The following is a 24,276-nucleotide window of genomic DNA, read 5'->3' on the forward strand; positions in this document are numbered from 1 at the left end:
TTATTCTCCCTGTGGGTCAAAGACCGCAGGCTTAACTACTTTGGTGGTTTGTTTTTTCGCACCAAACAGGTTCAGGTCGTCGTTACCGTCGGAGCAACCGTTACCGAAGCTAAAGCCACAACCGTTACGTGTGTCATGAGCAGAGCCAAAAGTTTCTTCGGCGTAAGCTTTATGGCTGGTTGGTACGACAAAACGATCTTCGTAGTTGGCCAGCGCCATATAACGGTACATTTCTTCAACCTGACGTTGGGTGATACCGGTTTGCTTCAGTACTTCCAGATCTTCTACCTGATCCACGTTTTGCGAACGCTTGTAAGCACGCATTGCGATCATACGTTCCAGTGCTCGGATCACTGGCGCTTCGTCACCGGCGGTCAGCAGGTTAGCCAGGTATTTCAGCGGAATTCGCAGCGATTTCAGATCTGGGATTTCACCGTTCATACCCACATGGCCAGCTTCCACTGCGCTCTGAATCGGACTCAGTGGTGGGATGTACCAAACCATTGGCAGGGTACGGTATTCAGGGTGCAGTGGCAGAGCGATCTGCCAGTCCATCGCCATTTTATAAACCGGCGATTGTTGTGCTGCATCCAGCCAGCTTTGTGGAATACCTTCTTTACGAGCCGCGGCAATCACACTTTCATCGTTCGGATCGAGGAACATGTTGCACTGAGCTTGGTACAGATCCTGATCGTTAGCGGTTTTGGCCACTTCTTCAATTTTGTCTGCGTCGTACAGCAGTACACCCAAATAACGGATACGGCCAACACAGGTTTCAGAACAAATGGTTGGTTGACCGGCTTCGATACGTGGGTAACAGAAAATACATTTTTCTGATTTGCCGGTTTTCCAGTTGTAATAAATCTTTTTGTACGGACAAGCCGATACACACATACGCCAGCCACGACATTTGTCCTGGTCGATCAGTACGATACCGTCTTCTTCACGTTTGTAGATTGCACCACTTGGGCAGGATGCTACACATGCAGGGTTTAAGCAGTGCTCACATAAACGTGGCAGATACATCATAAATGTATTTTCAAACTGACCTAACATGTCGGTTTGTACATTATCGAAGTTTTTATCCGCTTTACGTTTGCTGAACTCTGTACCGAGAATTTCTTCCCAGTTCGGACCCCAGTTGATTTTTTCCATGCGCTTACCGGAAATCAGTGAGCGTGGACGGGCGACCGGCTGGTGTTTGCTTTCACCGGCAGTGTGCAGGTGCTGGTAATCGAAATCGAATGGCTCGTAGTAGTCATCGATTTCCGGCAGATCAGGGTTGGCAAAAATATTCGCCAGAATATTACGTTTGCCGCCGATTTTAGGAGTTAATTTACCGCCTTTAACTTCCCAGCCACCTTTCCATTTTTGTTGATTTTCCCATTCTTTCGGGAAACCAATACCGGGTTTGGTTTCAACGTTGTTGAACCAGGCGTATTCGACCCCCTCACGGGAGGTCCATACGTTTTTACAAGTGATAGAGCAGGTGTGACAACCGATACATTTATCCAGGTTGAGGACCATGCCTATTTGAGCGCGAATTTTCATAATAATCTCCTCACCTAAACCTTATTCGCCATCCAGCCAGTCGACTTTGTTCATCTTACGAACGACGACGAACTCATCACGGTTACAACCCACAGTGCCGTAGTAGTTAAAGCCGTAGGATTGTTGTGCGTAACCACCAATCATATGGGTAGGCTTCATCACGGCCCGGGTTACAGAGTTATGAATACCGCCACGGGTCTGAGTAGTTTCTGCACCCGGCACGTTCACGATACGTTCCTGGGCGTGGTACATCATGCTCATACCTTCCGGCAGACGTTGCGATACAACCGCACGGGCAGCAATAGCACCGTTTACGTTAAATACTTCGATCCAGTCGTTATCTTCGATGTCGGCTTTTTTCGCATCGATCTCACTGATCCATACAATCGGGCCACCACGCGACAGAGTCAGCATTAACAGGTTATCGGAGTAGGTTGAGTGGATTCCCCATTTCTGGTGCGGAGTAATCCAGTTCAGTGCAATTTCCTTATTACCGTTTGGCTTTTTATCCATAATTGGCTGCACGGTTTTCAGGTTAATGGGTGGCTTGTACGACACATGGTTTTCACCAAAGTCACGCATCCACTCGTGGTCCATATAGAACTGCTGACGACCAGTCAGGGTTCTCCATGGAATATCTTCATGCACGTTGGTGTAACCGGCGTTGTAAGACACGTGTTCGTCTTCCAGCCCAGACCAGGTTGGAGAAGAAATAATCTTACGTGGCTGTGCCTGAATATCGCGGAAGCGGATTTTTTCTTCCTGTTTCGGCTTAGCCAGATGCGTATGGTCAATACCGGTTACCTGGCTTAATGCATCCCAGGCTTTCACTGCAACGTTACCGTTGGTTTCTGGTGCCAGAGTTAAAATAACTTCGGCAGCATCAATGGCGGTTTCGATATTCGGACGACCTTTCGCCGGACCATCGAGTTTTTTGTAGTTCAGCTGACCTAATAGCTCGATTTCTTCATCGGTATTCCAGTTAATACCTTTACCACCGTTACCTTGCTGATCTAACAGCGGGCCAACGGATGTGAAACGTTCGTAAGTGGCCGGGTAGTCACGGGTTACTTCGATCATATTCGGAGCAGTTTTGCCCGGAATTAAATCGATTTCGCCTTTCCACCAGGACTTCACTTCACCGTATGGCATCGCCAGTTCCGCTGGAGTGTCGTGCAGGATTGGCAGAGTCACCAGATCTTTTTCCTGACCTAAATGACCTTCACAGGTTTCGGAGAATTTCTTCGCGATACCTTTAAAGATGTCCCAGTCAGAACGTGCTTCCCAGGCCGGGTCAGCGGCTTTTGATAACGGGTGAATAAACGGATGCATATCCGAAGTATTCATATCGTCTTTTTCGTACCAGGTTGCAGTCGGCAGAACGATATCCGAGTACAGGCAGGTCGTGGACATACGGAAGTCCAGCGTGACTAATAAGTCGAGCTTGCCTTCAACCGGAGCATCGTTGAATTTCACATCTTCTGGTTTGATACCACCTTCTTCGCCTAAGTCTTTACCCATCAGACCATGTTTGGTGCCTAACAGGTGACGCAGCATGTATTCGTGGCCTTTACCGGACGAACCTAATAAGTTCGAACGCCAGATAAACATGTTACGCGGGAAGTTTTGTGGGTTATCAGGATCCTGGTTCGCAAACTTCAGCTCACCGGATTTCAGCTGTTGCACACAGTAGTCTTTGGCAGACATACCAGCTGCTTCAGCATCTTTACACAGGTTCAGTGGGTTCATGCCCAACTGAGGAGCGGATGGTAACCAACCCATACGTTCTGCACGGGAGTTGTAATCAATGATAGAACCGGACCATTTTTCTTTATTAGCCTGTGGCTCAATCACTTCTTCCATGCGCAGTTTTTCATAGCGCCACTGGTTAGAGTGGTTATAGAAGAACGAAGTACCGTTCATATGACGTGGCGGTTTGTTCCAATCCAGCGCAAACGCCAGTGGCTGCCAGCCGGTTTGTGGACGTAATTTTTCCTGGCCGACATAGTGCGCCCAACCACCGCCGGACTGACCGATACAACCACACATCATCAGCATGTTAATCACGCCGCGGTAGTTCATATCCATGTGGTACCAGTGGTTCATTGCCGCGCCGATAATAATCATGGAACGACCACGAGTTTTGTCCGCCGTACGGGCAAATTCACGGGCGACTTCAATCACCAGTTTTGGATCAACACCGGTTACACGTTGTTGCCAGGCTGGAGTGTAAGGCGCGTTGTCTTCATAAGACTTAGCGACATTGTCACCACCGTGACCGGCATCCACACCATAGTTAGCAACGGTTAAATCGAATACGGTTGCTACTAAGGCGGTTTCACCATTCGCCAGCTGAACTTTTTTCACCGGAATATTACGTGGTAATACTTCGTCGTGTTCAGTGTGGTCGTAGTATTTGTGTTCGTGCTCGTTGGCTGCAGTGGCGAAATACGGGAAGTTAACTGCAACAACGTCGTCGCTGCCTTTTAACGTCAGGGTTAATTTAACGTCTTCACCCGACTTACCGTCTTTCTGCAGGGTGTTCCACTTACCTTTTTCACCCCAGCGATAACCGATGGAACCGTTAGGAGAAATTAGCTCGCCGGTATTTTCGTTAATGGCGATGGTTTTCCATTCCGGGTTATTTTCTTCACCCAGGCCATCCACTAAATCAGCGGCACGTAAGAAACGACCCTGGCGGTACTTGTTGCCTTGAGGATCATCACCGTCTTTTTCCAGCATCACCAGATTCGGGAAGTCGGTTTTTTCACGCACATATTGCGAGAAATATTCGCTTTGGTTTTCGATGTGGAATTCTTTCAGAATGACGTGACCAAAGGCCATGGCTAACGCCGCGTCAGTACCTTGTTTTGGTGCTAACCAGGTATCACCAAACTTAGAACATTCAGAATAATCCGACGTTACAACACAGGTTTTAGTACCTTTGTAACGCGCTTCAGTTAAGAAGTGAGCGTCCGGCGTACGGGTTTGCGGAACGTTAGAACCCCAAACGATCAGGTAGTTGGAGTTGTACCAGTCAGCGGATTCAGGAACGTCAGTCTGCTCACCCCAGATTTGTGGCGAGGCAGGTGGTAAATCACAGTACCAGTCGTAGAAGCTTAAGCAGTTACCACCAATCAGCGACAGGTAACGAGCGCCAGCAGCGTAAGACACCATCGACATAGCAGGAATAGGCGAGAAACCGGTGATACGGTCAGGACCGTAATTCTTAGCGGTGAATACGTTAGCCGCGGCGATAATTTCGTTCACTTCATTCCAGTCGGAACGAACAAAACCACCCATGCCACGTTGTTGCTTGTAGGACTGAGCTTTAACCGGATCAGAAACAATCGATTTCCATGCTTCAACCGGATCCGAGTGAGACTGTTTCGCTTCACGCCACAGTTTGATTAATGCTTTACGAACCTTTGGGTATTTCAGCCGGTTAGCGCTGTAAACGTACCAGGAATAACTGGCACCACGAGGACAACCACGAGGTTCGTGGTTCGGCAGGTCAGGGCGGGTACGCGGGTAATCGGTCTGCTGGGTTTCCCAGGTAATCAGGCCATCTTTAACGTACACCTTCCAGCTACAGGAGCCGGTGCAGTTCACGCCGTGGGTGGAACGTACGACTTTGTCGTGTTGCCAGCGACGACGATAGCCGTCTTCCCATTGGCGGTCTTCATTGGTCAGGGTGCCGTGACCATTGGCGAAGTCACCCTGCTTCCGTTTAAAAAACTGAAGCCGATCCAGAAATTGACTCATATTGGTTCTCCTACAAGCAGCTACCCGGTTGGAATAGCGAGCAAAAACACGGTGCTTTTCTCAGGTTGTTTTGGGTTAAAACCCCTGAGCTTTGTTTCATTTGTGCAACCAACATAGGGCCGCTAAAGGCGTGTGAATTTGACGTGCGTCAACAAGCGGGATTTATCACTGCGTTAGAGGGAGGGGGTCTACCTACAAAGGGGTAGCTGACTTATTACCTATGTTCTGGAGGGGGTAGCTCTATTCGGATAGCATTACCGATATAATGTTTTCTGAAGCTTTTCAGGCTGCTTTTCCAGACAGGTTTTTCGTATGGTTTCAAAGATCCGTAATTCCATTGTTTTCCGAATTGGCTCATTACTGATGGCCATGACGGTGATGGCCGTGCTCAGCATGTTCAGCTCGTTTGTTATTTCTGAAATTGCCGATAAAGACGCTGCGGCGATTAATGTTTCCGGATCGTTGCGTAAGCAAAGTTACCTGATGTTATCGACCTTGCTGGTGGCAGAAAATACCGCTGCGGTAACTGAACAACAGGCAGTGTTCGAGCAGTTTGAAACCATTCTGAGTGATCCGGTTTTAATATCCGGTGATCTGGTATCGCCGGATTCGGCATTAGCACAATCCTATAAAACCGTGGTAGTCAGCTGGAAAACCGAGGTTAAACCGGCATTAGAGCAATATAATTCGACGGCCACGGCCAAAGCTCAGCTGTTTGATACGGTTAATTCTTTTGTTGATAAAATTGATTTTTTAGTGCTGCAATATCAGCAAGCGGCAGAATCTAAAATTGAGTTATTACGTATTATTCAGATCATTGCATTGTTCAGTACTTTGATTCTGGTTTATGTGGCGATGACGTCGATTCACGGCCATATCGAAAAACCGCTGGCGCAACTAACGGCAATGGCACGACGGGTGCGTGATGGTGATTTAACCTCACGGGTTGAACTGGATAATAAAGACGAACTGGGTCTATTAGCCCAGGCATTTAACTCCATGAGTGACTCTTTATCGGAGATGTACGCCGACCTTGAGGGTCGCGTCAGTCGTAAAACCATGCAGCTGAAACGCTCCAACGATTCCCTGCAGCTGTTATTAAATACCTCACGTTTATCCAATAATGCCACCGAAGAAGATCTCGATTTTCAGCCCATTCTTGATGAACTTTCTAATCTGACCGGTATTGGTGATATGGATTTATGTATCACTAAACAGGATGCAGACTCGCCTTATATTCATTTGCTTGAAATTGATGAAGTCAGCAACCGACCGAATTGTGATACCGGCAATTGTGAAGGCTGCCTTTCTCATAGTGGCACCATTATGAGTAATGTTCAGGGCTGCTATACGGTGCGTTTTGCGCTGGAGCGGGAAGAGCATAACTACGGTGTGCTGGTGGTGCGGATGAAATACAAAAACGGCCTGGAAGCCTGGCAACATCAGTTAATTCAGGCGGTTGCTGATCAGATTGCGGTTGGACTGAGTCTGAAAAATCAGGTGCATCAGGATCGCCGGGTAGCGCTGCTGAATGAACGTACCGTGATTGCCCGGGAATTACACGACTCGTTAGCCCAATCGTTGTCGTACCTGAAAATTCAGGTATCACGGATGCAAAAAGCCCACGATAAACAAGCCGACGGTGAAGTATTCCAGAATCTGATTGACGAAATTCGCGACGGTCTGGGGTCGGCGTATCGCCAGCTGCGGGAATTATTGTCGACCTTCCGTCTGCAGGTGGGTGGTCGTGGTTTAAAAGGTGCGCTGGAAGATGCCATCAGCCAGTTAAGTAATCGCACCAATATGAAAATTACCCTGGATTACCAGGTGGATTCGATATTGTTTACACCCAATGAAGAAATTCATTTATTACAGATTGCCAAAGAAGCATTGCAAAACTCGTTACATCATTCCAAGGGCGAAAACGTAAAGGTTTCACTGGTGGAAAATAATAACCAGGTGACCGTGTCGGTGGCGGATGACGGCGTGGGTATTCCCGATGGCCCGGAAAAAATGAATCACTACGGCCTGGATATTATGAAGGAGCGCGCTAAATTATTAACAGGCCGGATTACCATGGAACGTGCCGGAGAGCGAGGAACCATTGTCACCTTTGTCTTTTCGCCGGAGTCGATCCATTCAAATGTTGCGTTAAGCCGGTAATCCGCTGCTGATATCCGGTAATGTTAATTGTGTTGGGTTTATTAAAAAGCCAACATAAAAAACTGAAAAGGAGAACGTTATGGTTGAGAGTCTGAGTCATTTAACGGCAAAAGATATTATGACCACCGAGGTGCTTACTGCCTATGAAGGCTGGTCAATCAAACGCTTATCGTCATTTCTGGTAAAACACTGTATTTCCGGTGTGCCGGTGATCGCCAGCGATCACTCACTGGTGGGTGTGGTCAGCAGTTCGGATGTGATTCATTTCGACAGTCAGAGCCAGCAGGAAAAGAAGCAGATGGTGCGCGATGTCTATGCCGAGTTTGCTGGCGTGGAATACACCGAAGCGGATGTTGAAGCATTAGCGAAAAAAGCCGATGAAAACTGCACCGTTAACCAGGTGATGACACCTCACGTGATTAAAGTGGAAGAAACAACGGCGGTTAATGAAGTGATTAAGCTGATGCTGGCCAGTAAAATCCACCGGGTATTTGTCACCCGCGACAATATGATGGTGGGTGTGTTATCGACATCAAATATCCTCCAGGCGTTGGTCGACGACTGATGGTTATGCTTTTTTACCTGTTCTGAAGGCCCCACATCGTTGGGGCTTTTTTATGGCTGTTTTTTATTCACGATCATTCACGGTTATTTACTGTCAATCACGTGATATATTCGTATCTTATTAATATTGTCATCAGGGTATCGCAAGCATGAATACTGAGTCAGCGTCGGCGCAAATATCATTGAACGACTCGATTGAGCAATCTGAAGTCATCGATTTGTATCGTGCCAATCAATGGTCGTCGGCCGATAAACCAGAGCAGCTGTTGGCAGCGCTACGCAACTCACACTCGCTGGTGACGGCACGACTAAACGGTAAGCTGGTGGGGATTGGTAACGCCATCTCTGACGGCCATCTGGTGGTCTATTACCCACATATGCTGGTGCACCCTGAATGCCATGGTCAGGGCATTGGTCGGTTAATGATGCAGGCGCTACAAACCGTGTACGGCGATTTTCATCAGCAAATGTTAACCGCCGACGGTGAAGCGGTGGAGTTTTATAAAGCGTTAGGTTTTGAGCGTGCAGGTCAGACGGAACCTATGTGGGTGTATGCCGGTACTGAGCATTAGTATTTAAATATTCTAGCTCCCACGCTCCGCGTGGGAGCCAGATGAATCGGTATTATTAAATAATACGGTTGCGATAAATTAAAAAACCCGCCAATTGGCGGGTTTTTTAGTTTCTTAAGCGAGAGTGAAGTGTTTTCTATGGATTATAGAATTCGCCACTCTTACGCAGGTAGAACCACCAGTTAATAAAAATACACACCGCGTAGAACACCGCAAAGCCAATTAGTGCCACTTCAGGAGTGGTCGCTTTAATCTGTTCACCCAGTACTTTCGGGATGTAGAAGGCACCGTAAGCAGCGATTGCAGAAGTCCAACCCAGCACCGGACCAGCCTGTTCTTTGTTAAACACCATGGCGATAGTACGGAAGGTCGAGCCGTTACCAATACCGGTTGCTGCAAACAGAGTCAGGAACAACAGGAAGAAAGGTACAAAATATTGTTCCGGAGTTGCTGATTGGTAAGCCAGCTGCATGTAATAAGCCACACCCAAAGCGCTGCCTACCATCACAACAGAACACACTTGGGTTACTAAGGCACCACCAACTTTATCGGAAATCCAGCCGCCCAGAGGACGAATCAGAGCACCAATAAACGGGCCCATCCAGGCGTACATCAGTGCACTTGGGCCATTCGGGTTAGCGGTATCGTGAGTCATCACACCATCTACCATCAGATGCTGGTAACCGAAGATCACTTTAATCGACAGCGGGAAAGACGCAGCAAAGCCGATAAAAGAACCAAAGGTCATGGTGTAGATCACACTCATTACCCAGGTGTGTTTGTTATTAAAGATCTGATATTGACGATCCAGTGTCTGGCCAATGGCACCCGGAATACGCTTCAGCAGGAATACGGTGGAAACCACCACAATCACCAGCACGATTTCTTTTGGTACACCAAAACCGGAACCGTTTACTTTTTCAGGTAATAACAACCACAGACCAAACGTCGCGGTCAGGAAGCCGACCAGTAGCATGCCACTGATACCAGCGAACGCACCCACAGGTGATGGAATTTCTGGAGAAACGTGTGGCGCACGAATATTATTCATACCAAACCAGCCCGCCACCGCCAGTGGAATTAATGCCAGCAACCAGACAAAACCGGCGTTATGAATATAGGTTTCAGAACCGGCAGGAATTTTACCAATTAAGGTACCGGAAGTATTTTGCAGAATCATCGGGTCGCCACCAAACGCGGCAAAGGTCATAAATAATGGCACCAGAATCTGCATGGTGGTCACACCAAAGTTACCTAAACCGGCGTTTAAGCCCAGCGCCAAACCTTGCTTCTCTTTCGGGAAGAAAAAGTTGATGTTACTCATGGAAGAGGCAAAGTTACCGCCACCAAAACCCGACAATAATGCCAGTAACTGGAACACCCATAATGGTGTGTTCTGATCCTGCAGCGCAATACCGGTACCAACCGCCGGAATCATCAACAGTGCAGTGGTAAAGAAGATAACGTTACGGCCGCCAAACGGGCGAATAAAGAAACTGCTGGGAATACGTAAGGTGGCACCGGTTAAACCGGCGATGGCCATCAGGGTGAATAATTCAGATTTCGCAAACGGGAAGCCCAGGTTCAGCATCTGAACCGTAATAATGCCCCAATAAAGCCAGACGGCGAAGCCACACAATAAACTCGGAATCGAAATCCACAAGTTACGGTTAGCGACACTTTTCCCGGTGGATTCCCAGAAGCTTTTATCCTCCGGGTCCCATTGGCTTATATCGCCGGACTTTGCTCCCTGGGTTGGGGCAATTCCTGCGTTGTTGAGAGAGTCAGACATGAATTTCTCCTCATTGCCTTTTATGAAACTGTATTTGCCACTATGCGAAGCCGTGTCTGAGCCAGCAATAATTCACAAGGGGTAGGGCGGTGAAGAAGAAAAACAGAAAAAAACCTTAAATAATCGCCGGCAATAACTCAGTGGATTAAAAAAAGCGAAAAAAGCCGAAACTCTGCCCGGATTTTTGCCCCTAAGGTAAGTGGGTAATTAAAAGAAAATACCCCAAAAGGGATACCTAAGTTGCTACTTAGGGTAAATCCAGCATACTGGTGGTTTATGTAATACTTGATGCACATCAAGGGTGGATGAAACACGGCTTACAGCAGCATAAGAGTCGCCATAGGATAGGCAAACACAAAACCAGCAGCGACAGAATTACAGGGGGCAGATTATGTCAGAACAAGCCACAGTGATGATTGTTGATGATCATCCGTTGCTACGAAAAGGGTTACGCCAGCTGATCGAAATGGAGGATGAATTATTACTCATCGCCGAAGCCAGCAGTGGTATCGAAGCCATTCCTCTGGCGCTGGAACACGAGCCCGATCTGATTATTCTCGATTTAAATATGCCGGATATGAATGGCATTGAAACCCTGGCGAAAATCCGCGAGCAATCGCTGGCATCACGCATCGTGGTGTATTCTGTTTCCGATCAGGATGAAGACGTGGTGGCCGCGATTACCGGTGGTGCCGATGGCTATTTGCTGAAGGACATGGAGCCGGAAGACGTGGTCGAGAAGATCAAGCAGGCGGTGCTCGGCAAGATGGTGATCAGCGATCGTCTCACTGAAGTACTGGCCACGGCGTTACGTCATCCGCAGAAAAACGATTCCAACCTGTACGACACCCTCACTACCCGCGAGCAGGAAATCCTGCAACTGATCGCCAAAGGTATGAGTAATAAACTGATTGCCCGGGAGCTGAATATCAGCGACGGAACGGTTAAAGTACACGTCAAACACCTGTTGAAAAAAATGAACCTGCGCAGCCGTGTTGAAGCCGCCGTATGGGTGGTGAACCAGAAGCAGGTCGGTAAATAACAACCGTCTTGAATGAGTGACCGTTTGTATGAATGACTGCTGTAGCGCTCCCGGCCTGACGCCATTAGATCAGGCTCTGGAGCAGTTGTTAGCTGGACTGAAACCAATTACCGAAACCGAGTTGGTTAGCATTGAAGAAGCATTAGGGCGGGTGATTGCAGAACCCGTCAGCAGTGCCCTGAATATCCCACCGGCTGATAACTCCGCCATGGATGGCTATGCCATTCGCGGCAGTGACGGCGCAGAAGGCGCTGTGCTGACGCTGGTTGGAAAATCCTTTGCTGGTCACCCATTCACCGGCCAGGTTGGCGCAGGCGAGTGTGTACGCATTATGACGGGCGCTGAGATCCCCTCCGGTGCCGACGCCGTCATCATGCAGGAGCAGGTAACGGTTGATGCGACCAATGACGCTCAGGTAACGCTGCAACGCGAAGTGCGCAGCGGCAGCCACGTACGTAATGCCGGTGAAGATATTGCCGTTGGTCAGGTGGTATTTGAGCCCGGCCGTAAACTGCGTGCCGCTGATATTGGCTTACTGTCCAGCCTGGGGCTGGCGGAAGTGCGGGTTATTCGCCGTTTGCGGGTGGCGGTGTTATCAACCGGTGACGAATTGAAAAAGCCGGGTGAGACGCTGGAAGCCGGGCAGTTCTACGAGAGCAACGGCTATACCATTTCAGCGGTACTGCACAAACTGAATGCCGAAATCACTAACTTCGGAATTTTACCGGACGATCTGGAAACGCTGCGTTCTGCGTTCCGTCAGGCGAACGAAGTGGCCGACGTGGTGATCACCTCCGGTGGTGTATCGGTTGGTGAAGCGGATTTTGTCAAAGACGTACTGGATGAGTTGGGTGAAATCGCCTTCTGGAAATTAGCCATTAAGCCGGGCAAGCCGTTTGCGTTTGGCTTCTTACCCGACAGCGTATTTATCGGACTGCCGGGCAATCCGGTATCGGCACTGGTGACCATGCATCAGCTGGGTGTACCTATGCTGAATAAAATCAGTGGCCAGGAAAGCCAAACTTCACTGCGGATTGCTGCCAAAGCCGGTTGTGCCATTAAGAAAGCGCCGGGTCGTACCGATTTTCAACGTGGCATCTACAGCACGGACGAGCAGGGCAATATGACGGTAGTGACTACCGGCAGCCAGGGCTCCGGCATGCTGACTTCGATGAACCTGGCGAACTGCTACATCATTCTTGAGCAGCAGCGTGGCAGTGTTGAAGTGGGTGAGACTGTGATTGTGGAGCCGTTTGATAGCATTGTGAGCTGAATTCTTCAGCGCTCGGAAGAATTTAAAAAGCCATTGTGAAGTGCTACTCAGGTTAAAGCACGGCGCAATGGCTTTTTTTGTTTGTCTGATACGGTTATTGGTGATATTTTTCGTAACAGTAAATAAACAGGTTGTGTGCTGTGCATGCCTGCCGAAGGGAATATCCTGCCAGGAAGGTTTCAGTTTGAAATCAGTTTTATATCCGAGTGTGAGAAGAGTCTCTTCGAGCTTGTAAGATGATGAATCTTGGAAGGTGGGTGGTCTTGTAGGGGGAGGACGAATAAGTGTTCTATGCTTCTCACGACGTTTCATTCAATCCAAGCTTTTCACGCGTAAATTACTAAAAGCCGGTACGTATATCGAGCCAGCTTTGTTGTTTGTTCAATATGCTAAATCCCTGGTCTAACTTCCTTTCCTTGCTAGGTTGCTCGCTCGATCTGTCCTAGGCGGCCAGTGGAGTATTTTCTTTAAGTTCGTTTCATCGCGTTTAGTTGATATCTGAGTTGTGTTAGTCTGCTATTCAAAGATTATCGTGTCCGATACATCTCTGATTTGCAGACCGATTTAGAGTAGTAGGTCGGGCACAGAACGAGCGCTGCTCGGTGTAGTCCAGCTGTGTCGGCATGCCTTAGATGTGGGCGTTATGTCTAAAAAATTTATTGTTCGCTAATACTTACTTAATTTTAAAGAAAGATATAGATGTATTCAAAGTTATACGAAGAGTTAGAGAAATTCTCTTTAAACTGTCAAAATGAAGAGGAGCTCCGAGGTGCTTGGATTAAGGCCTTCTCCAAGTTTGGAGTTGAGTTTAATGCTGAACGAGATAAAAATGACCTGTCTTACAATCAGGTCATTATAGAACTGAAGTCTAAGGGGTTGTTCCGTGGGAAGACATCGAGTGCCAAGTTTTCAGAGGCTGTAGAAGATAGACTAAAAAAATATATTGTTAGAAAGTCTAAGGAAGAATCAATCCCTGAGGGAGACTATACAGGAATTGCTACAGATGGAGATCATATCGTTTTTTGCTATGTTGAAAATGGAATTATTAGGCATCAGGACTTAATGCCATTTTCTCCAGTATCTGTAAAAAAAGTAGCAAAATGCTTGGAGGGATCAACTCGCAGGGCATTAACATCCCAAAATCTTATTGAAGATTTTGGGCATGATTCAGATGTTGGTATAAAGTTAATGGGGGCTCTATCTAAAGAGCTATCTGTAAATTTTAAAAGCGATAAAAACAACAAAATAAAAATGCTATTTCAAGAATGGCAATCGTTGTTCGGTCAGGTCTCAAATCTGACTGCCGAGCAATTATCTAAAATAAATAAACAGTTAAATTTCTCTATTCCCGATATTGGTAAAGAAAAAACTTCAGGCCTGCTTTTTGTTATTCATACCTACAATGCTTTGGTAATGAAGCTTATTGGTGCAGAGATCGTATCTTATTTAGACCTTACGCAGTATCGTGATTTTTGTGGGAACTTGGCAACTTGTTCTGATCAAGACCTTTTAAATGCTTTGTCTGAGGATGTTGAGAAGAGTGGACTTTTCGAGTCCGCTGAAATTAAAGGTTTTATTGAGGAGGCTATATTCTCCTGGTACTTAGACGTAACAGGAGGCAGTGATAAGCGGGATGTAATTGAAGCGATAAGGGATGCTCTTATACAACTTTCACTTTATAGATTTGATAACCTTGATGGAGCTAGGTCTCGAGATGTTTTGAAGGGATTATATCAATCATTAGTCCCTGATGTATTAAGAAAAAGTCTAGGAGAGTTTTATACCCCTGATTGGCTTGTGGAGAAAACTGCAGAAACGGCAGGTGTAGAAGATTGGCTTGACAAAAAAGTGCTTGATCCAACATGTGGATCTGGTTCGTTTCTGCTAAATGCAGTAAAAAGAAAAAGATTGGAAGCAGAAAAGTCGGGTCTTTCACCAGAAGATACTATCGATATGTTAACCTCGTCGGTTTGGGGGTTTGACCTAAACCCCTTGGCTGTTCAAGCGGCTAGAGTTAATTTTTTGATTTCAATATCGGATTTGATCGCTAAATGTAAATCTAAAGAGATTGAGATTCCTGTCCTATTAGCTGATAGCGTCTATTCGCCAGCAAGAGATCCTCTTTCAACAGAAGATGTAGTTGAATACAGGATTGGAAGTAAAACAGCAGACCTATTAATAACATTGCCATCCGAACTAGCCTTAGACAGAACCTTACTCGATAAAGTTTTTGGAATAATGGCTGAATGTGTAGATGGTAATATGGAATATGATGCTGTTGAATTTAAATTAAAAAGAAGAAAAATATTAAAAAATGAAGACTTGCGTGAGTGGTCAAGTCTATTGGGAGATACATATAATCGAGTTTTGGCTCTTCATAGAAAGGATTGGAATGGTATTTGGTTTAGGATAGTTAGAAACTTCTTTTGGTCCGCGACGGCAGGAGAATTTGATCTAATATTGGGTAACCCTCCGTGGGTTCGATGGTCTGCATTACCAATTGATTACAGAGAAAAAGTAAAGCCGACCTGTGAACAATACGAGATATTTTCGGAAACAAAATTTCATGGAGGGAATGAGCTAGATATTTCAGGAATGATATCCTACACGGTTTCTGATAAGTGGCTGAAAGATAATGGAAGGCTTGTATTTGTGATAACCCAGACACATTTTCAATCTCCTTCATCTCAAGGGTTTAGATCTTTCAAAATAGATAGTGAGTACTATTTGAAACCTGAGAAAGTTGAAGATCTAAAGTTATTAAAGCCCTTTCCAGATGCTGCAAACAAAACGGTTATTGCTTCATTTATTAAGACTAAAAATGGATTAGAGGACGCTTATCCCGTCAAATATAATATCTGGAAAGCACGGCCAGGATTTAAAAAGGCAATTAATGAGCATGCGAAATTAAGTGAAGTTGGTGTCGGTGTTGATGTTGTGCCATATGAAGCGAACCCTGTGGGGGATTCTCGATCTCCCTGGGCAATAATGAAGCCAGGCTGTTTTGAGAAAACTGAATGTATTCGTGGAAAATCGGATTGGATTTCAGGTAGGAAAGGAGTTACTGCGGATCTTAATGGAATTTATATGGTCGAGATACTAGATGTAAATTCATCTACTGGGCTTGTTCAAATTGAAACAAGACCTAATGCAGGGAAAAAAGATATAGGTCCAGCAAAGAAATTTTGGGTAGAGCCTGATCTCCTATTTCCGCTTGTTAAAGGCGCTGCAGATTTTGACTCATGTTTCTTTTCTCCTAAATCTGAGTTATATATTTTTGTACCTAATAAAGGGATTACAAAGAAGTATTTATTAGATGCCGAGGATAATGTAGAAAATGATCTGCCAAAATCGTTTAAATACTTTAAGTCATACAAAGGTCATCTTCTGGGTAGGTCAACGTATAAGGCAAGGTTGTCTAAATATGCGTTCTATCATATCTACAATGTCGGTAGCTATAGTTTTTCACCATATAAAGTTATGTGGGCTGAGCAGAGCGGTACTTTTAAGGCGGCAGTAGCCTCATCAAAAGGTGTGCCATTGGTTGGGTCTAGGCCGTACGTTCCGGATCATAAAGTGTATTTCGTCGATTGTAGCAGTGCGGATGAAGCTTACTATTTATGCGGCCTGCTTAATTCTGACATAGTTACTCAATATGTTGAAAGCCATACAATTAGTATTCAAGTAAGTAATATTTTTAAGCACATGGAGTTACCAAGGTTCGACAGTAAGTGTAGCCTTTCTAAGGCTATTGCAGAAAAAGTTAAGAAAATACATGAGGTTACAGACAAGCAGCTACGAGATAAAAAGCTGGATGAGGTTAACCTGCTATCTGAGAAAGTTATTTTAGGTATGCAGGTATAACGAGTTGCTGCACTCGGAAAATGACCTTACCCCGATAAAACGGACACCAAAATCTAACCAAGATTGAGGTGTCCAATGCCCAAGTACGACAATTCTAGAAAGACCTGGCAATATTCAAACGAATTTAAAGTAAAAGCTGTACATTTAAGCTTGACTACAGGCATTCAGGTTCAAGAAGTTGCCAATATGCTCGACATTCATGCTTTCACGATAGCAGAAAGGAAAAATCGTGCCAGGAAAGCGTATGGCTGGGAGAGAGTGGCGCCATTAAATAAACTCAACGGTGGATGACGCTTCGCTTATCCACCCTACAATGTTCGATTTTATCAGCAGAAAAATGTTGCGTAGGCCGGATAAACGAAGTGTCATCCGGCATATAAGCAACGCAAGCCATCACCCCCGGCTAGAACAAGCCGGTGTTACTGAGCGCTTCAGCTCATTGACAAAATTACACGGCCCCTGGCGTGCATCCAGCTGTGGCCGGATGATCGACTCCCAGGCGGTACGACAAGCATTGGTCGAACCCGGCATACAGAAAATAATCACGCCATTCGCAAGGCCTGCAATCGCACGGCTCTGGATCGTCGATGTACCAATCTGCTCATACGAGATCTGGCGGAACAACTCGCCAAAACCATCCACTTCTTTGTCCAATAACGGACGTACCGCTTCCGGCGTAGAATCACGCTGAGTAAAACCGGTACCGCCGGTAATTAATACGCCTTGCACGTCGCCGTCGGCAATCCAGTTCGATAACACCGCACGAATCTGATAGATATCGTCGACCACTATTTTTCGGTCGGCCAGCTGATGGCCTTCTTCCAGTAAATTGTCCACCAGTAACTGGCCACTGGTATCATTATCCAGAGAGCGGGTATCAGACACGGTTAACACCGCCAGATGCAGCGGTTCAAATTCAGTTGTAATTTTATGACCCATAAAAACCTCGATAAAACGTCAGCTGGCTTTGTCAGCCAGGTACAAAGAAGGGCGCAAACAAAAGCCAGCTTGTTGCCATTGTTGCGGGGTATTGGTGTTAATTAATGATTGACTGTGTGGTGCAACCAGCGCATTCGCTTCAATCTGCTGGCACAGGTTTTTGATCGATAGTCCCTGGTGCTTTTCGCCAGCGCTGGCCAGCATCAGACGTTTAGCGATTAATTGGTGATGCAGCGGAGACAGAGGCAAAAACAGCGGCAGAAAATGATTGCGGAAATAACAGGCCTGATTTCTGGCTTGCCCCTGGGATAATAAATAACGCAGTGTACGTTCGGTCAGTAGCGGTAAATCGACCGGTACAACCAGCAGGGCTTTTCCCGGCTCTGGTTGCTGCAGACAATAAGCCATGGCAGCTTCAATCCCCGCCAGCGGCCCACCATTGTCGAAGTTATCCGAAATCCTGGCTAATGTCGGGTTGTGATGCTGATCATCCTGCTGGTGCGGATTACGGCTTAACAACACCTCCTTTAAGCCCAGCTGGGATAATAATTCCAGCATATAACTCAGCTGAGTCTGGTTGTGCTGCTGAGCACTATTCGCTTGTTTATGCTGACGCGCCAATAACGCTTTATCGGTGCCCATACGGCTCGATTGACCACCCGCCAGTAATAGCGCCCGTACTTCGCATGTATCAATACCGTTAACCATAACTAACCTCCCAGCATGGCCAGGTGATGGGTAGAACCGGAGTACCCTTGCTGCAGATAATGACTGGCTTTTTTATCCAGCAATTGTTGCTGAATTTCATCAGCGATAGCGGCCTGATCGTTATGCTGAATAAGGCTGCGCAAATCGTAGCCGCCATCACCAAATAAGCAGGTGTGTAATTTACCGGAAGAAGAAATACGCAAGCGATTGCAGCTGTTACAGAAGTCTTTGCTGTACGGCATAATCAGGCCCATGGAACCGAGGTAATCCGGATGCTCAAATTCCTGCGCAGGCCCGGCCAGTGGCCCTTTCTTTTTTAACTGCCAGCCCTGGGTTAACAGTCGTTGTTTAATGTCTTCACCACTGACGTGGTTTTGCTGAAAATAATCACCGTTGTCACCGGTTTGCATCAATTCAATAAAGCGCAGGCTGATGGGCATATGTTTCAGCCATCTGAGAAAAGTATCGAATTCCTGCAGGTTGTAAGACTTTAATAACACCGCATTCACTTTGATGCGTTTAAAGCCGAGACAAATGGCTTTATCCAGGCCGCGTAAAATCTCTTTTAAGCGATCGTGGCCGGTAATGGTCTGGAATACCCGTGGGTCGAGGCTATCGATACTCAGATTTAAGCCATCCAGTCCGGCATCGAACCAGAACTCTACCTTCTCTTCGAGTTTATAACCGTTGGTGGTTAAGGCGACGTCTTCGATACCCGGTGTGGATTTCACCACCCGGATAATGTCGCTCAGGTCTTTACGAATCACCGGTTCACCACCGGTAATACGGATTTTACGGGTGCCATGATTGGCGAATACCTGCGCCAGGGTCTGGATTTCTGTCAGGCTCAGGTTGTCGTGTTTGTCGTCACATTGGTAACCATCAGGCAGGCAATAATTGCAGCGGTAATTACATACGTCGGTTACGGATAAACGCAGGTAGCTGAACTGGCGCTGGAAACCATCGTGGAAATTGCTCAACGACATCTGCCGGTCTGTGATATGACTGCTGCTGGCTTCACCCAGCGCATAATCAGAATTTTTCATGGAACACCTTTCCAAACCCGGGAGGCCAGGCGGTTTCCCATCTGACCCATCGGCTTAGTTTCCATTGTCCCGGCAGCTGTCTGGCTGTGCGGGAGTTAGGAAAAGAAGCTCGGCGTTTACTGTATTTTTAAACCTGTATTTGTCTCTCTATTGTAGGGAAGGAGGTTGCCAGTCCAATTACTGCGAGGGGGTAAAATGGCTACCCCTAATGGGGTAGATTTGATTTATGTCAGCCTTTTATTGAGCGTACGACCTGAATATCCAGACGTTTTGCCAGTCGCGACAAATTAGCCCGATCCATATCCAGCTGGCGCGCCGCCGCGGCCCAGTTGCCATTACTGGATTCCAATGCCTGTAAAATACACTGACGCTGAAACTGCTCGGTGGCTTGTTTCAGATTATTAACCGGCTCTCTTGTTCTTGGGCTTACTACAGTTGGGTTTGTTGCATCAGGGGCCGTTGTTTGGTTCGAATAGCTATCAGAGCTGGTTGGTAATTCGTGATCTGTTTGCAGCAGGCCAATATCATTGCGGTTAATGGCAATAATCGCTTCGTTCACTGCACTGCGGCTGCGGGCTTTTAATGCCGCGCGGTTAATGCAATGTTCCAGCTCGCGGATATTACCGGGCCAGTCGTAACGGTTAAGGTAGGGAATCACTTCTGCGGCAAACTTAATTTGTTGCAAGCCAAGCTTACGGCGCATTAGCTCAACAAAATAACCACTCAATAACACGATGTCTTGTTTGCGCTGACGTAACGGCGGCACGGTGAGTGGGTACACACTTAAACGGTGATATAAGTCGGCGCGGAAATCTCCGTTTTCGGCTTCTTGCTGTAAATCGCGATTCGTCGCCGCAATGATACGCACATCCACTTTATGGGTTTTATCCTGGCCAACCGGCTGAATTTCCTGGCTTTGCAGCGCGCGTAATAATTTGCTTTGCACCTGTAGCGGAATTTCACCAATTTCATCGAGAAATAAGGTACCGCCATTGGCAATGGTGAATTTACCTGAACGATTTTGGCTGGCACCGGTAAAGGCGCCTTTTACATGGCCAAATAATTCACTTTCAATCAGGTTCTCTGGCAGGGCGGCACAGTTCACATACACCAGTGGGCCGTTATTGCGGTTTGATTGTTGATGAATGGTACGGGCAACCAGTTCCTTACCTACACCGGTTTCTCCCTGAATTAAGGCGGTAAAGTCCGATCCGGCAACAATCTGAATTTCCTGTTTTAACCGCGACATCGCCTCGCTGTCGCCAATCAGTTCACCGCCGTCTTTAGTTAATGCTTCCTGGGTGAGTTCTTCCACCACCGCCCGGGCATGGCTGGCATCGCGCTGATACAGCTCCAGTGTCAGCGCATTTTTTAATGCCGCAGCAGAAATGGCAGAAATAATATCCAGCGTTCGGGCGGGAATATCGTCAAATTCGTTAGGGGTCAGGCTGTCGAGGGTTAATACCCCAATCAAATTACCTTCAAACAGCAATGGCAGGCCCATACAGGAATGCACCGGTAAATCGCCTTCCATGGCCAGCAATAAACCGTCATAGGGGTCGGGCAGTTCGGATTCACTGTCAAAGCGCAGCGGTGTTTTCGCCTGACAGATTTCAATAAAACGCGGATGTTGCTGAATCTCAAAACGACGGCCCAGTACTTCGGTCGTCAGGCCTTGTTGCGCCAGTGGTTTGAGGAACTCACCTTGCAGGGTTAATAACACCACCGCATCGCAGTTAATGGCTTTACGGATATGGGTCAGCAGACGTTCGAAACGATCGTCGTTGACCAGGCTGTGGCTTAAATCGATGGCCAGTTCGATCAGGGCGTTGAGTGAGATTGGGCTCATAACAGCCTCTCAGAGTATGTATTCGATAAGAGTCTTTATAGCACTTTGTAGTCGATATGACACATTTGTTTTGTAGTCATTATGACTCTTTTACTACAGGGTGAAATCGTTAAGTTGTTGAAATATAACGAATAAATGAGTTTGGCATAGCCTTCGCTATAACCCGGGCATAAGCAGTTAATTTTGCACTGATAAGTCGAGGTTTATGTATGTACTCACATTTTCACCTGGGTGGCCAACGTCCCGATATTCACAATGCCCGTCAGTTTCACTGCCTGTTGGTGGCCGGTAACTGGGGCATGATTTTTGGCCTGATTTTTACTTTGTTGTCGGTGTTGGCCAGTTATACCTATGCCCACTGGTTTTCTATGTCGGTGCAAGTGTTTGCTCATATCAGCACCTTGTTGTTCGCCACCATGGTGAAGTTTGGCTACATCATGCGTTCCATCGCTTTAAATCGCTTTGCCGGATTAAAGGCGTTTGCCAGCAATGAACTGGCCGCGAAGGAGTAGTGCGCAGATGACTCAACGCAGTATTCCTTTATCGGCTGCCAATACCACCTCATCGGCTGGCCAGTCTTTATTGCATGCTTCCGCGCCAATCTGGGATCTGGCATTCCGGCCGTTGTTTTTATTGGCCAGTGGCTTTTCGGTGATCGCGGTTTTGTTATGGGCGGCGCTGTTAAATTCCGTTATCAGCTGGAAGCCGGTGTTCAGTCCGGTGTTGTGGCATATCCATGAGATGGTGTTTGGTTTTGCATTAACGGTTGCTGCGGGTTTTTTATTAACCGCCGTTCAGACCTGGACAAATTTACGCAGCCTGCACGGCAAACCGCTGATGGTATTGGCAGGAATCTGGCTGGCGCTTCGTGTTGTTATCTGGCAGCCCTGGTGGCCGGTTAATCAAACGCTGATGCTGCTTGTCTTGCTGTTGCAATTCAGCTGGTGGGCTCTGGTGATTGGCTTTTTTGCCCGCCTGTTAATTCGTGCACGCAGTCAGCGGAATTATCTGTTTTTGCCTTTATTAAGCGTTATCGCTTGTTTAAACCTGCTGTTTATTTATCTGGCTTACGGCAATTTCTTTAACGAAGCACTGCATATTGGCCAGAGCGTTATCCTGTTTTTTGGTGTCATTGTTTCTGTAGTGGCAGGGCGGGTTATTCCGATGTTTACCCGTAATGGTTGTCGTATGGCAGGCATTCAGGCGGAGGTGCGTGCTAACGAAAAACTGGACATCAGTTTGTTATTTATTTCACTGACGGCGGCTTTTTGCTTTTTATTCAGTGGCTGGCTGGACATCTTTCGCAATGAGTTCTTTCAGCCGGAATGGCTGTTGGCGCTGGTTGGTGTATTGCACTTATACCGACAATCGCTGTGGGCGCCGTTCAGCACGATCAGGATTCCGTTGTTGTGGTCATTACACGGTTCGTATTTTTTCCTTGGGGCCGGTCTGGTGCTGGTTGCCATTAGTCAGGAAACCAGTCTGATACGCCGTGGTGATGCTTTTCATCTGATTACTGTGGGCACTCTGGGCGGCATGATTCTGGCGATGATCAGCCGGGTTTCTCTTGGCCATACCGGACGGCCATTGATGGTTGGAAGACTAATGACGCTGGCGTTTCTGCTGATTTTTATCGGTGCCGCTGTGCGTTTTGTCTTTCCGCTGTTTCAACTGTCTTTATGGGGATGGAACGTATCCGCAGTGTGTTGGGCAATCGCCTTTGCACTGTTCTGTTACGTCTATTACCCGATATTAAAGCAACGATAAAACAGCCCGCCGTTCGAGTGGGCAATAAATAAATTTTTTTACTCAGCAATACATTGGAAATTATATGTTATCTCAACATCATATCGATCTTGTTAAAAGTACCGTGCCACTGTTAGAAAGTGCAGGCCCGGCGGTGACGGAGCATTTCTATAAACGTATGTTTCGTGATAATCCGGAAGTTCAGCATATTTTTAATATGAGCAACCAACACTCCGGGCGCCAGCAATTTGCCTTGTTTTCTGCTATTGCTGCTTATGCCAAACACCTGGATACACCGGAAGTTCTGTTAGGAATGGTGGAGCGGATTGCGCAAAAACACAGCAGTATGAATATTCTTGCTGAGCATTATCCGATTGTTGGTCATCACTTATTGGAAACCTTACGTGAGCTGGTGCCGGATCAGTTTACCGCCGAAATCGAAGAAGCCTGGGGGCTGGCGTACCAGCAACTGGCCGATATTTTTATAGGTCGTGAACAGCAGATTTATCAACAGAATTCAGAGCTGCCGGGTGGTTGGGAAAATGGCCGGGAATTTGTTTTAACCGAGAAGCGCATCGAATCGGAACTGGTAAAAACACTGGTATTTGAACCGGCCGATGGCGGCCAGGTTGCGGCCTATTTGCCTGGCCAGTACATCGGTATTGAGGTACAGCCAGAGGGCAGTGAATATCGGGAAATACGCCAGTATTCATTATCATCGGCTGCGCAATCTGATCGTTATCAGATCTCTGTTAAGCGCGAAATTTTAGGTCGTCCCGGTGTGGTTTCGAATTATCTGCACGATAACTTACGTTTGGGTGAGCGGGTTACCTTGTACGCTCCGGCGGGGGATTTTTATCTGCACAGTGGCGAGCAACCTCTGGTGTTAATTTCTGCTGGTGTCGGTTTAACACCGATGCAGGCGATGCTGGAAACCGTCGCTGCAGAAAATCCGCAACGTCTGGTGTATTACCTGCATGCCTGTGAAAACCCAGGACAGCACAGCTTCCGTAAAACCAACCAGAATCTGGCGAAAGATCTGAACCTGACGTTGTACAGCTGGTATCAGGCGGAAGCGCCGGAAGTGGAAAATACGTTCCACGGTTATATGGATATTTCTCTGATTGATGATTTGCCGCTTGCTGACGGTGATTTCTATTTGTGTGGCCCAACCGGTTTTATGAGCTTCGCCAAACAGCAATTGCTGGCGCTGAAGGTGGATGATTCACGCATTCACTACGAAGTATTCGGCCCTCATGAAGATCTGTGATGGTTAGCCTGATAAAACCCTGATGAAGCGGGTGCACTCACTGGGTGCACCTCAGCTGTTTTGAACTCGAAAATATACAGCACTAAATAATGAGTCTAAGGGCAGATTACGCTGAAAGCTTAGTGCTCTAAT

At 47.0% G+C, this 24,276-nt stretch carries 17 protein-coding genes and 1 riboswitch; of the genes, 10 read left to right on the top strand and 7 right to left on the bottom strand.

Annotated elements, in window-relative coordinates; translation table 11 throughout:
* Together narH and ACOQOZ_RS20925 are read right to left on the bottom strand one after the other, a co-directional pair.
* Positions 1-1,551: a nitrate reductase subunit beta gene (narH, locus tag ACOQOZ_RS20920; protein WP_420590091.1), complete on the bottom strand. Its 1,551-nt coding sequence runs from the start codon at positions 1,549-1,551 to the stop codon at positions 1-3.
* Between the two features lie 21 nt (positions 1,552-1,572).
* Entirely contained in the window at positions 1,573-5,316 is a 3,744-nt protein-coding gene (locus tag ACOQOZ_RS20925) for a nitrate reductase subunit alpha (RefSeq protein ID WP_420590092.1), read from the bottom strand.
* Positions 5,317-5,628: 312 nt separating this feature from the next.
* Between ACOQOZ_RS20925 and ACOQOZ_RS20930 the strand changes: the two genes are divergently transcribed.
* From ACOQOZ_RS20930 to ACOQOZ_RS20940, 3 genes are all read left to right on the top strand, one after another.
* Positions 5,629-7,479, top strand: coding sequence for a HAMP domain-containing protein (locus tag ACOQOZ_RS20930; protein ID WP_420590093.1), 1,851 nt, complete (start codon positions 5,629-5,631; stop codon positions 7,477-7,479).
* Between the two features lie 79 nt (positions 7,480-7,558).
* A complete protein-coding gene (locus ACOQOZ_RS20935) occupies positions 7,559-8,044 on the top strand; it encodes a CBS domain-containing protein (RefSeq protein ID WP_420590094.1) in 486 nt (161 codons plus the stop codon).
* A gap of 148 nt (positions 8,045-8,192) precedes the next feature.
* Positions 8,193-8,615 (top strand): GNAT family N-acetyltransferase, encoded by a 423-nt coding sequence (locus tag ACOQOZ_RS20940; RefSeq protein ID WP_420590095.1) that lies wholly within the window; start codon positions 8,193-8,195, stop codon positions 8,613-8,615.
* 136 nt (positions 8,616-8,751) lie between these two features.
* Here ACOQOZ_RS20940 and ACOQOZ_RS20945 read toward each other — a convergent pair whose 3' ends face one another.
* The gene (locus ACOQOZ_RS20945) at positions 8,752-10,407 is read right to left on the bottom strand and encodes an MFS transporter (RefSeq protein ID WP_420590096.1); all 1,656 of its coding nucleotides are present in this window, start codon (positions 10,405-10,407) and stop codon (positions 8,752-8,754) included.
* A 391-nt stretch (positions 10,408-10,798) separates the two neighbouring features.
* Between ACOQOZ_RS20945 and narL the strand changes: the two genes are divergently transcribed.
* The 4 genes from narL to ACOQOZ_RS20965 all read left to right on the top strand — a co-directional run bounded on the left by narL (position 10,799) and on the right by ACOQOZ_RS20965 (position 16,877).
* Positions 10,799-11,449 (top strand): two-component system response regulator NarL, encoded by a 651-nt coding sequence (gene narL, locus ACOQOZ_RS20950; RefSeq protein WP_420590097.1) that lies wholly within the window; start codon positions 10,799-10,801, stop codon positions 11,447-11,449.
* 28 nt (positions 11,450-11,477) lie between these two features.
* Positions 11,478-12,722 carry a molybdopterin molybdotransferase MoeA gene (moeA, locus tag ACOQOZ_RS20955; RefSeq protein ID WP_420590098.1) on the top strand — a complete coding sequence of 415 codons (1,245 nt, stop codon included), beginning with the start codon at positions 11,478-11,480 and terminating at the stop codon, positions 12,720-12,722.
* A 699-nt stretch (positions 12,723-13,421) separates the two neighbouring features.
* A complete protein-coding gene (locus ACOQOZ_RS20960; RefSeq protein ID WP_420590099.1) occupies positions 13,422-16,586 on the top strand; it encodes an N-6 DNA methylase in 3,165 nt (1,054 codons plus the stop codon).
* Between the two features lie 75 nt (positions 16,587-16,661).
* A complete protein-coding gene (locus ACOQOZ_RS20965; protein WP_420590100.1) occupies positions 16,662-16,877 on the top strand; it encodes a transposase in 216 nt (71 codons plus the stop codon).
* Between the two features lie 102 nt (positions 16,878-16,979).
* Here ACOQOZ_RS20965 and moaB read toward each other — a convergent pair whose 3' ends face one another.
* The 4 genes from moaB to norR form a co-directional block, all read right to left on the bottom strand.
* Positions 16,980-17,525 carry a molybdenum cofactor biosynthesis protein B gene (gene moaB / locus ACOQOZ_RS20970; RefSeq protein WP_420590101.1) on the bottom strand — a complete coding sequence of 182 codons (546 nt, stop codon included), beginning with the start codon at positions 17,523-17,525 and terminating at the stop codon, positions 16,980-16,982.
* An 18-nt stretch (positions 17,526-17,543) separates the two neighbouring features.
* Positions 17,544-18,233, bottom strand: a complete 690-nt coding sequence (gene mobA, locus ACOQOZ_RS20975) for a molybdenum cofactor guanylyltransferase (protein ID WP_420590102.1) — start codon at positions 18,231-18,233, stop codon at positions 17,544-17,546.
* A 2-nt stretch (positions 18,234-18,235) separates the two neighbouring features.
* Positions 18,236-19,213, bottom strand: a complete 978-nt coding sequence (moaA, locus tag ACOQOZ_RS20980; protein ID WP_420592442.1) for a GTP 3',8-cyclase MoaA — start codon at positions 19,211-19,213, stop codon at positions 18,236-18,238.
* Between the two features lie 54 nt (positions 19,214-19,267).
* Positions 19,268-19,406: riboswitch (molybdenum cofactor riboswitch) on the bottom strand.
* 102 nt (positions 19,407-19,508) lie between these two features.
* Positions 19,509-21,128 (bottom strand): nitric oxide reductase transcriptional regulator NorR, encoded by a 1,620-nt coding sequence (gene norR / locus ACOQOZ_RS20985; protein ID WP_420590103.1) that lies wholly within the window; start codon positions 21,126-21,128, stop codon positions 19,509-19,511.
* Between the two features lie 209 nt (positions 21,129-21,337).
* On the opposite strand from norR, the gene ACOQOZ_RS20990 reads away from it, so the two are divergent.
* The 3 genes from ACOQOZ_RS20990 (at position 21,338) to hmpA (ending at position 24,144) form a co-directional block, all read left to right on the top strand.
* Entirely contained in the window at positions 21,338-21,640 is a 303-nt protein-coding gene (locus ACOQOZ_RS20990) for a hypothetical protein (protein WP_420590104.1), read from the top strand.
* 7 nt (positions 21,641-21,647) lie between these two features.
* On the top strand, positions 21,648-22,895 hold the full coding sequence (locus ACOQOZ_RS20995; protein ID WP_420590105.1) for an NnrS family protein: 1,248 nt from the start codon (positions 21,648-21,650) through the stop codon (positions 22,893-22,895).
* Positions 22,896-22,959: 64 nt separating this feature from the next.
* On the top strand, positions 22,960-24,144 hold the full coding sequence (gene hmpA, locus ACOQOZ_RS21000) for an NO-inducible flavohemoprotein (RefSeq protein WP_420590106.1): 1,185 nt from the start codon (positions 22,960-22,962) through the stop codon (positions 24,142-24,144).
* Positions 24,145-24,276 lie beyond the last annotated feature (132 nt).

Source organism: Bacterioplanoides sp. (genome assembly GCF_965219715.1).
Classification (GTDB): Bacteria; Pseudomonadota; Gammaproteobacteria; order Pseudomonadales; family Oceanobacteraceae; genus Bacterioplanoides.

Coding starts and splice junctions, on each gene's coding strand:
- narH (WP_420590091.1), bottom strand. CDS start 1,551: ATGAAAATTCGCGCTCAAATAGGCATGGTCCTCAACCTGGATAAATGT.
- ACOQOZ_RS20925 (WP_420590092.1), bottom strand. CDS start 5,316: ATGAGTCAATTTCTGGATCGGCTTCAGTTTTTTAAACGGAAGCAGGGT.
- ACOQOZ_RS20930 (WP_420590093.1), top strand. CDS start 5,629: ATGGTTTCAAAGATCCGTAATTCCATTGTTTTCCGAATTGGCTCATTA.
- ACOQOZ_RS20935 (WP_420590094.1), top strand. CDS start 7,559: ATGGTTGAGAGTCTGAGTCATTTAACGGCAAAAGATATTATGACCACC.
- ACOQOZ_RS20940 (WP_420590095.1), top strand. CDS start 8,193: ATGAATACTGAGTCAGCGTCGGCGCAAATATCATTGAACGACTCGATT.
- ACOQOZ_RS20945 (WP_420590096.1), bottom strand. CDS start 10,407: ATGTCTGACTCTCTCAACAACGCAGGAATTGCCCCAACCCAGGGAGCA.
- narL (WP_420590097.1), top strand. CDS start 10,799: ATGTCAGAACAAGCCACAGTGATGATTGTTGATGATCATCCGTTGCTA.
- moeA (WP_420590098.1), top strand. CDS start 11,478: ATGAATGACTGCTGTAGCGCTCCCGGCCTGACGCCATTAGATCAGGCT.
- ACOQOZ_RS20960 (WP_420590099.1), top strand. CDS start 13,422: ATGTATTCAAAGTTATACGAAGAGTTAGAGAAATTCTCTTTAAACTGT.
- ACOQOZ_RS20965 (WP_420590100.1), top strand. CDS start 16,662: ATGCCCAAGTACGACAATTCTAGAAAGACCTGGCAATATTCAAACGAA.
- moaB (WP_420590101.1), bottom strand. CDS start 17,525: ATGGGTCATAAAATTACAACTGAATTTGAACCGCTGCATCTGGCGGTG.
- mobA (WP_420590102.1), bottom strand. CDS start 18,233: ATGGTTAACGGTATTGATACATGCGAAGTACGGGCGCTATTACTGGCG.
- norR (WP_420590103.1), bottom strand. CDS start 21,128: ATGAGCCCAATCTCACTCAACGCCCTGATCGAACTGGCCATCGATTTA.
- ACOQOZ_RS20990 (WP_420590104.1), top strand. CDS start 21,338: ATGTACTCACATTTTCACCTGGGTGGCCAACGTCCCGATATTCACAAT.
- ACOQOZ_RS20995 (WP_420590105.1), top strand. CDS start 21,648: ATGACTCAACGCAGTATTCCTTTATCGGCTGCCAATACCACCTCATCG.
- hmpA (WP_420590106.1), top strand. CDS start 22,960: ATGTTATCTCAACATCATATCGATCTTGTTAAAAGTACCGTGCCACTG.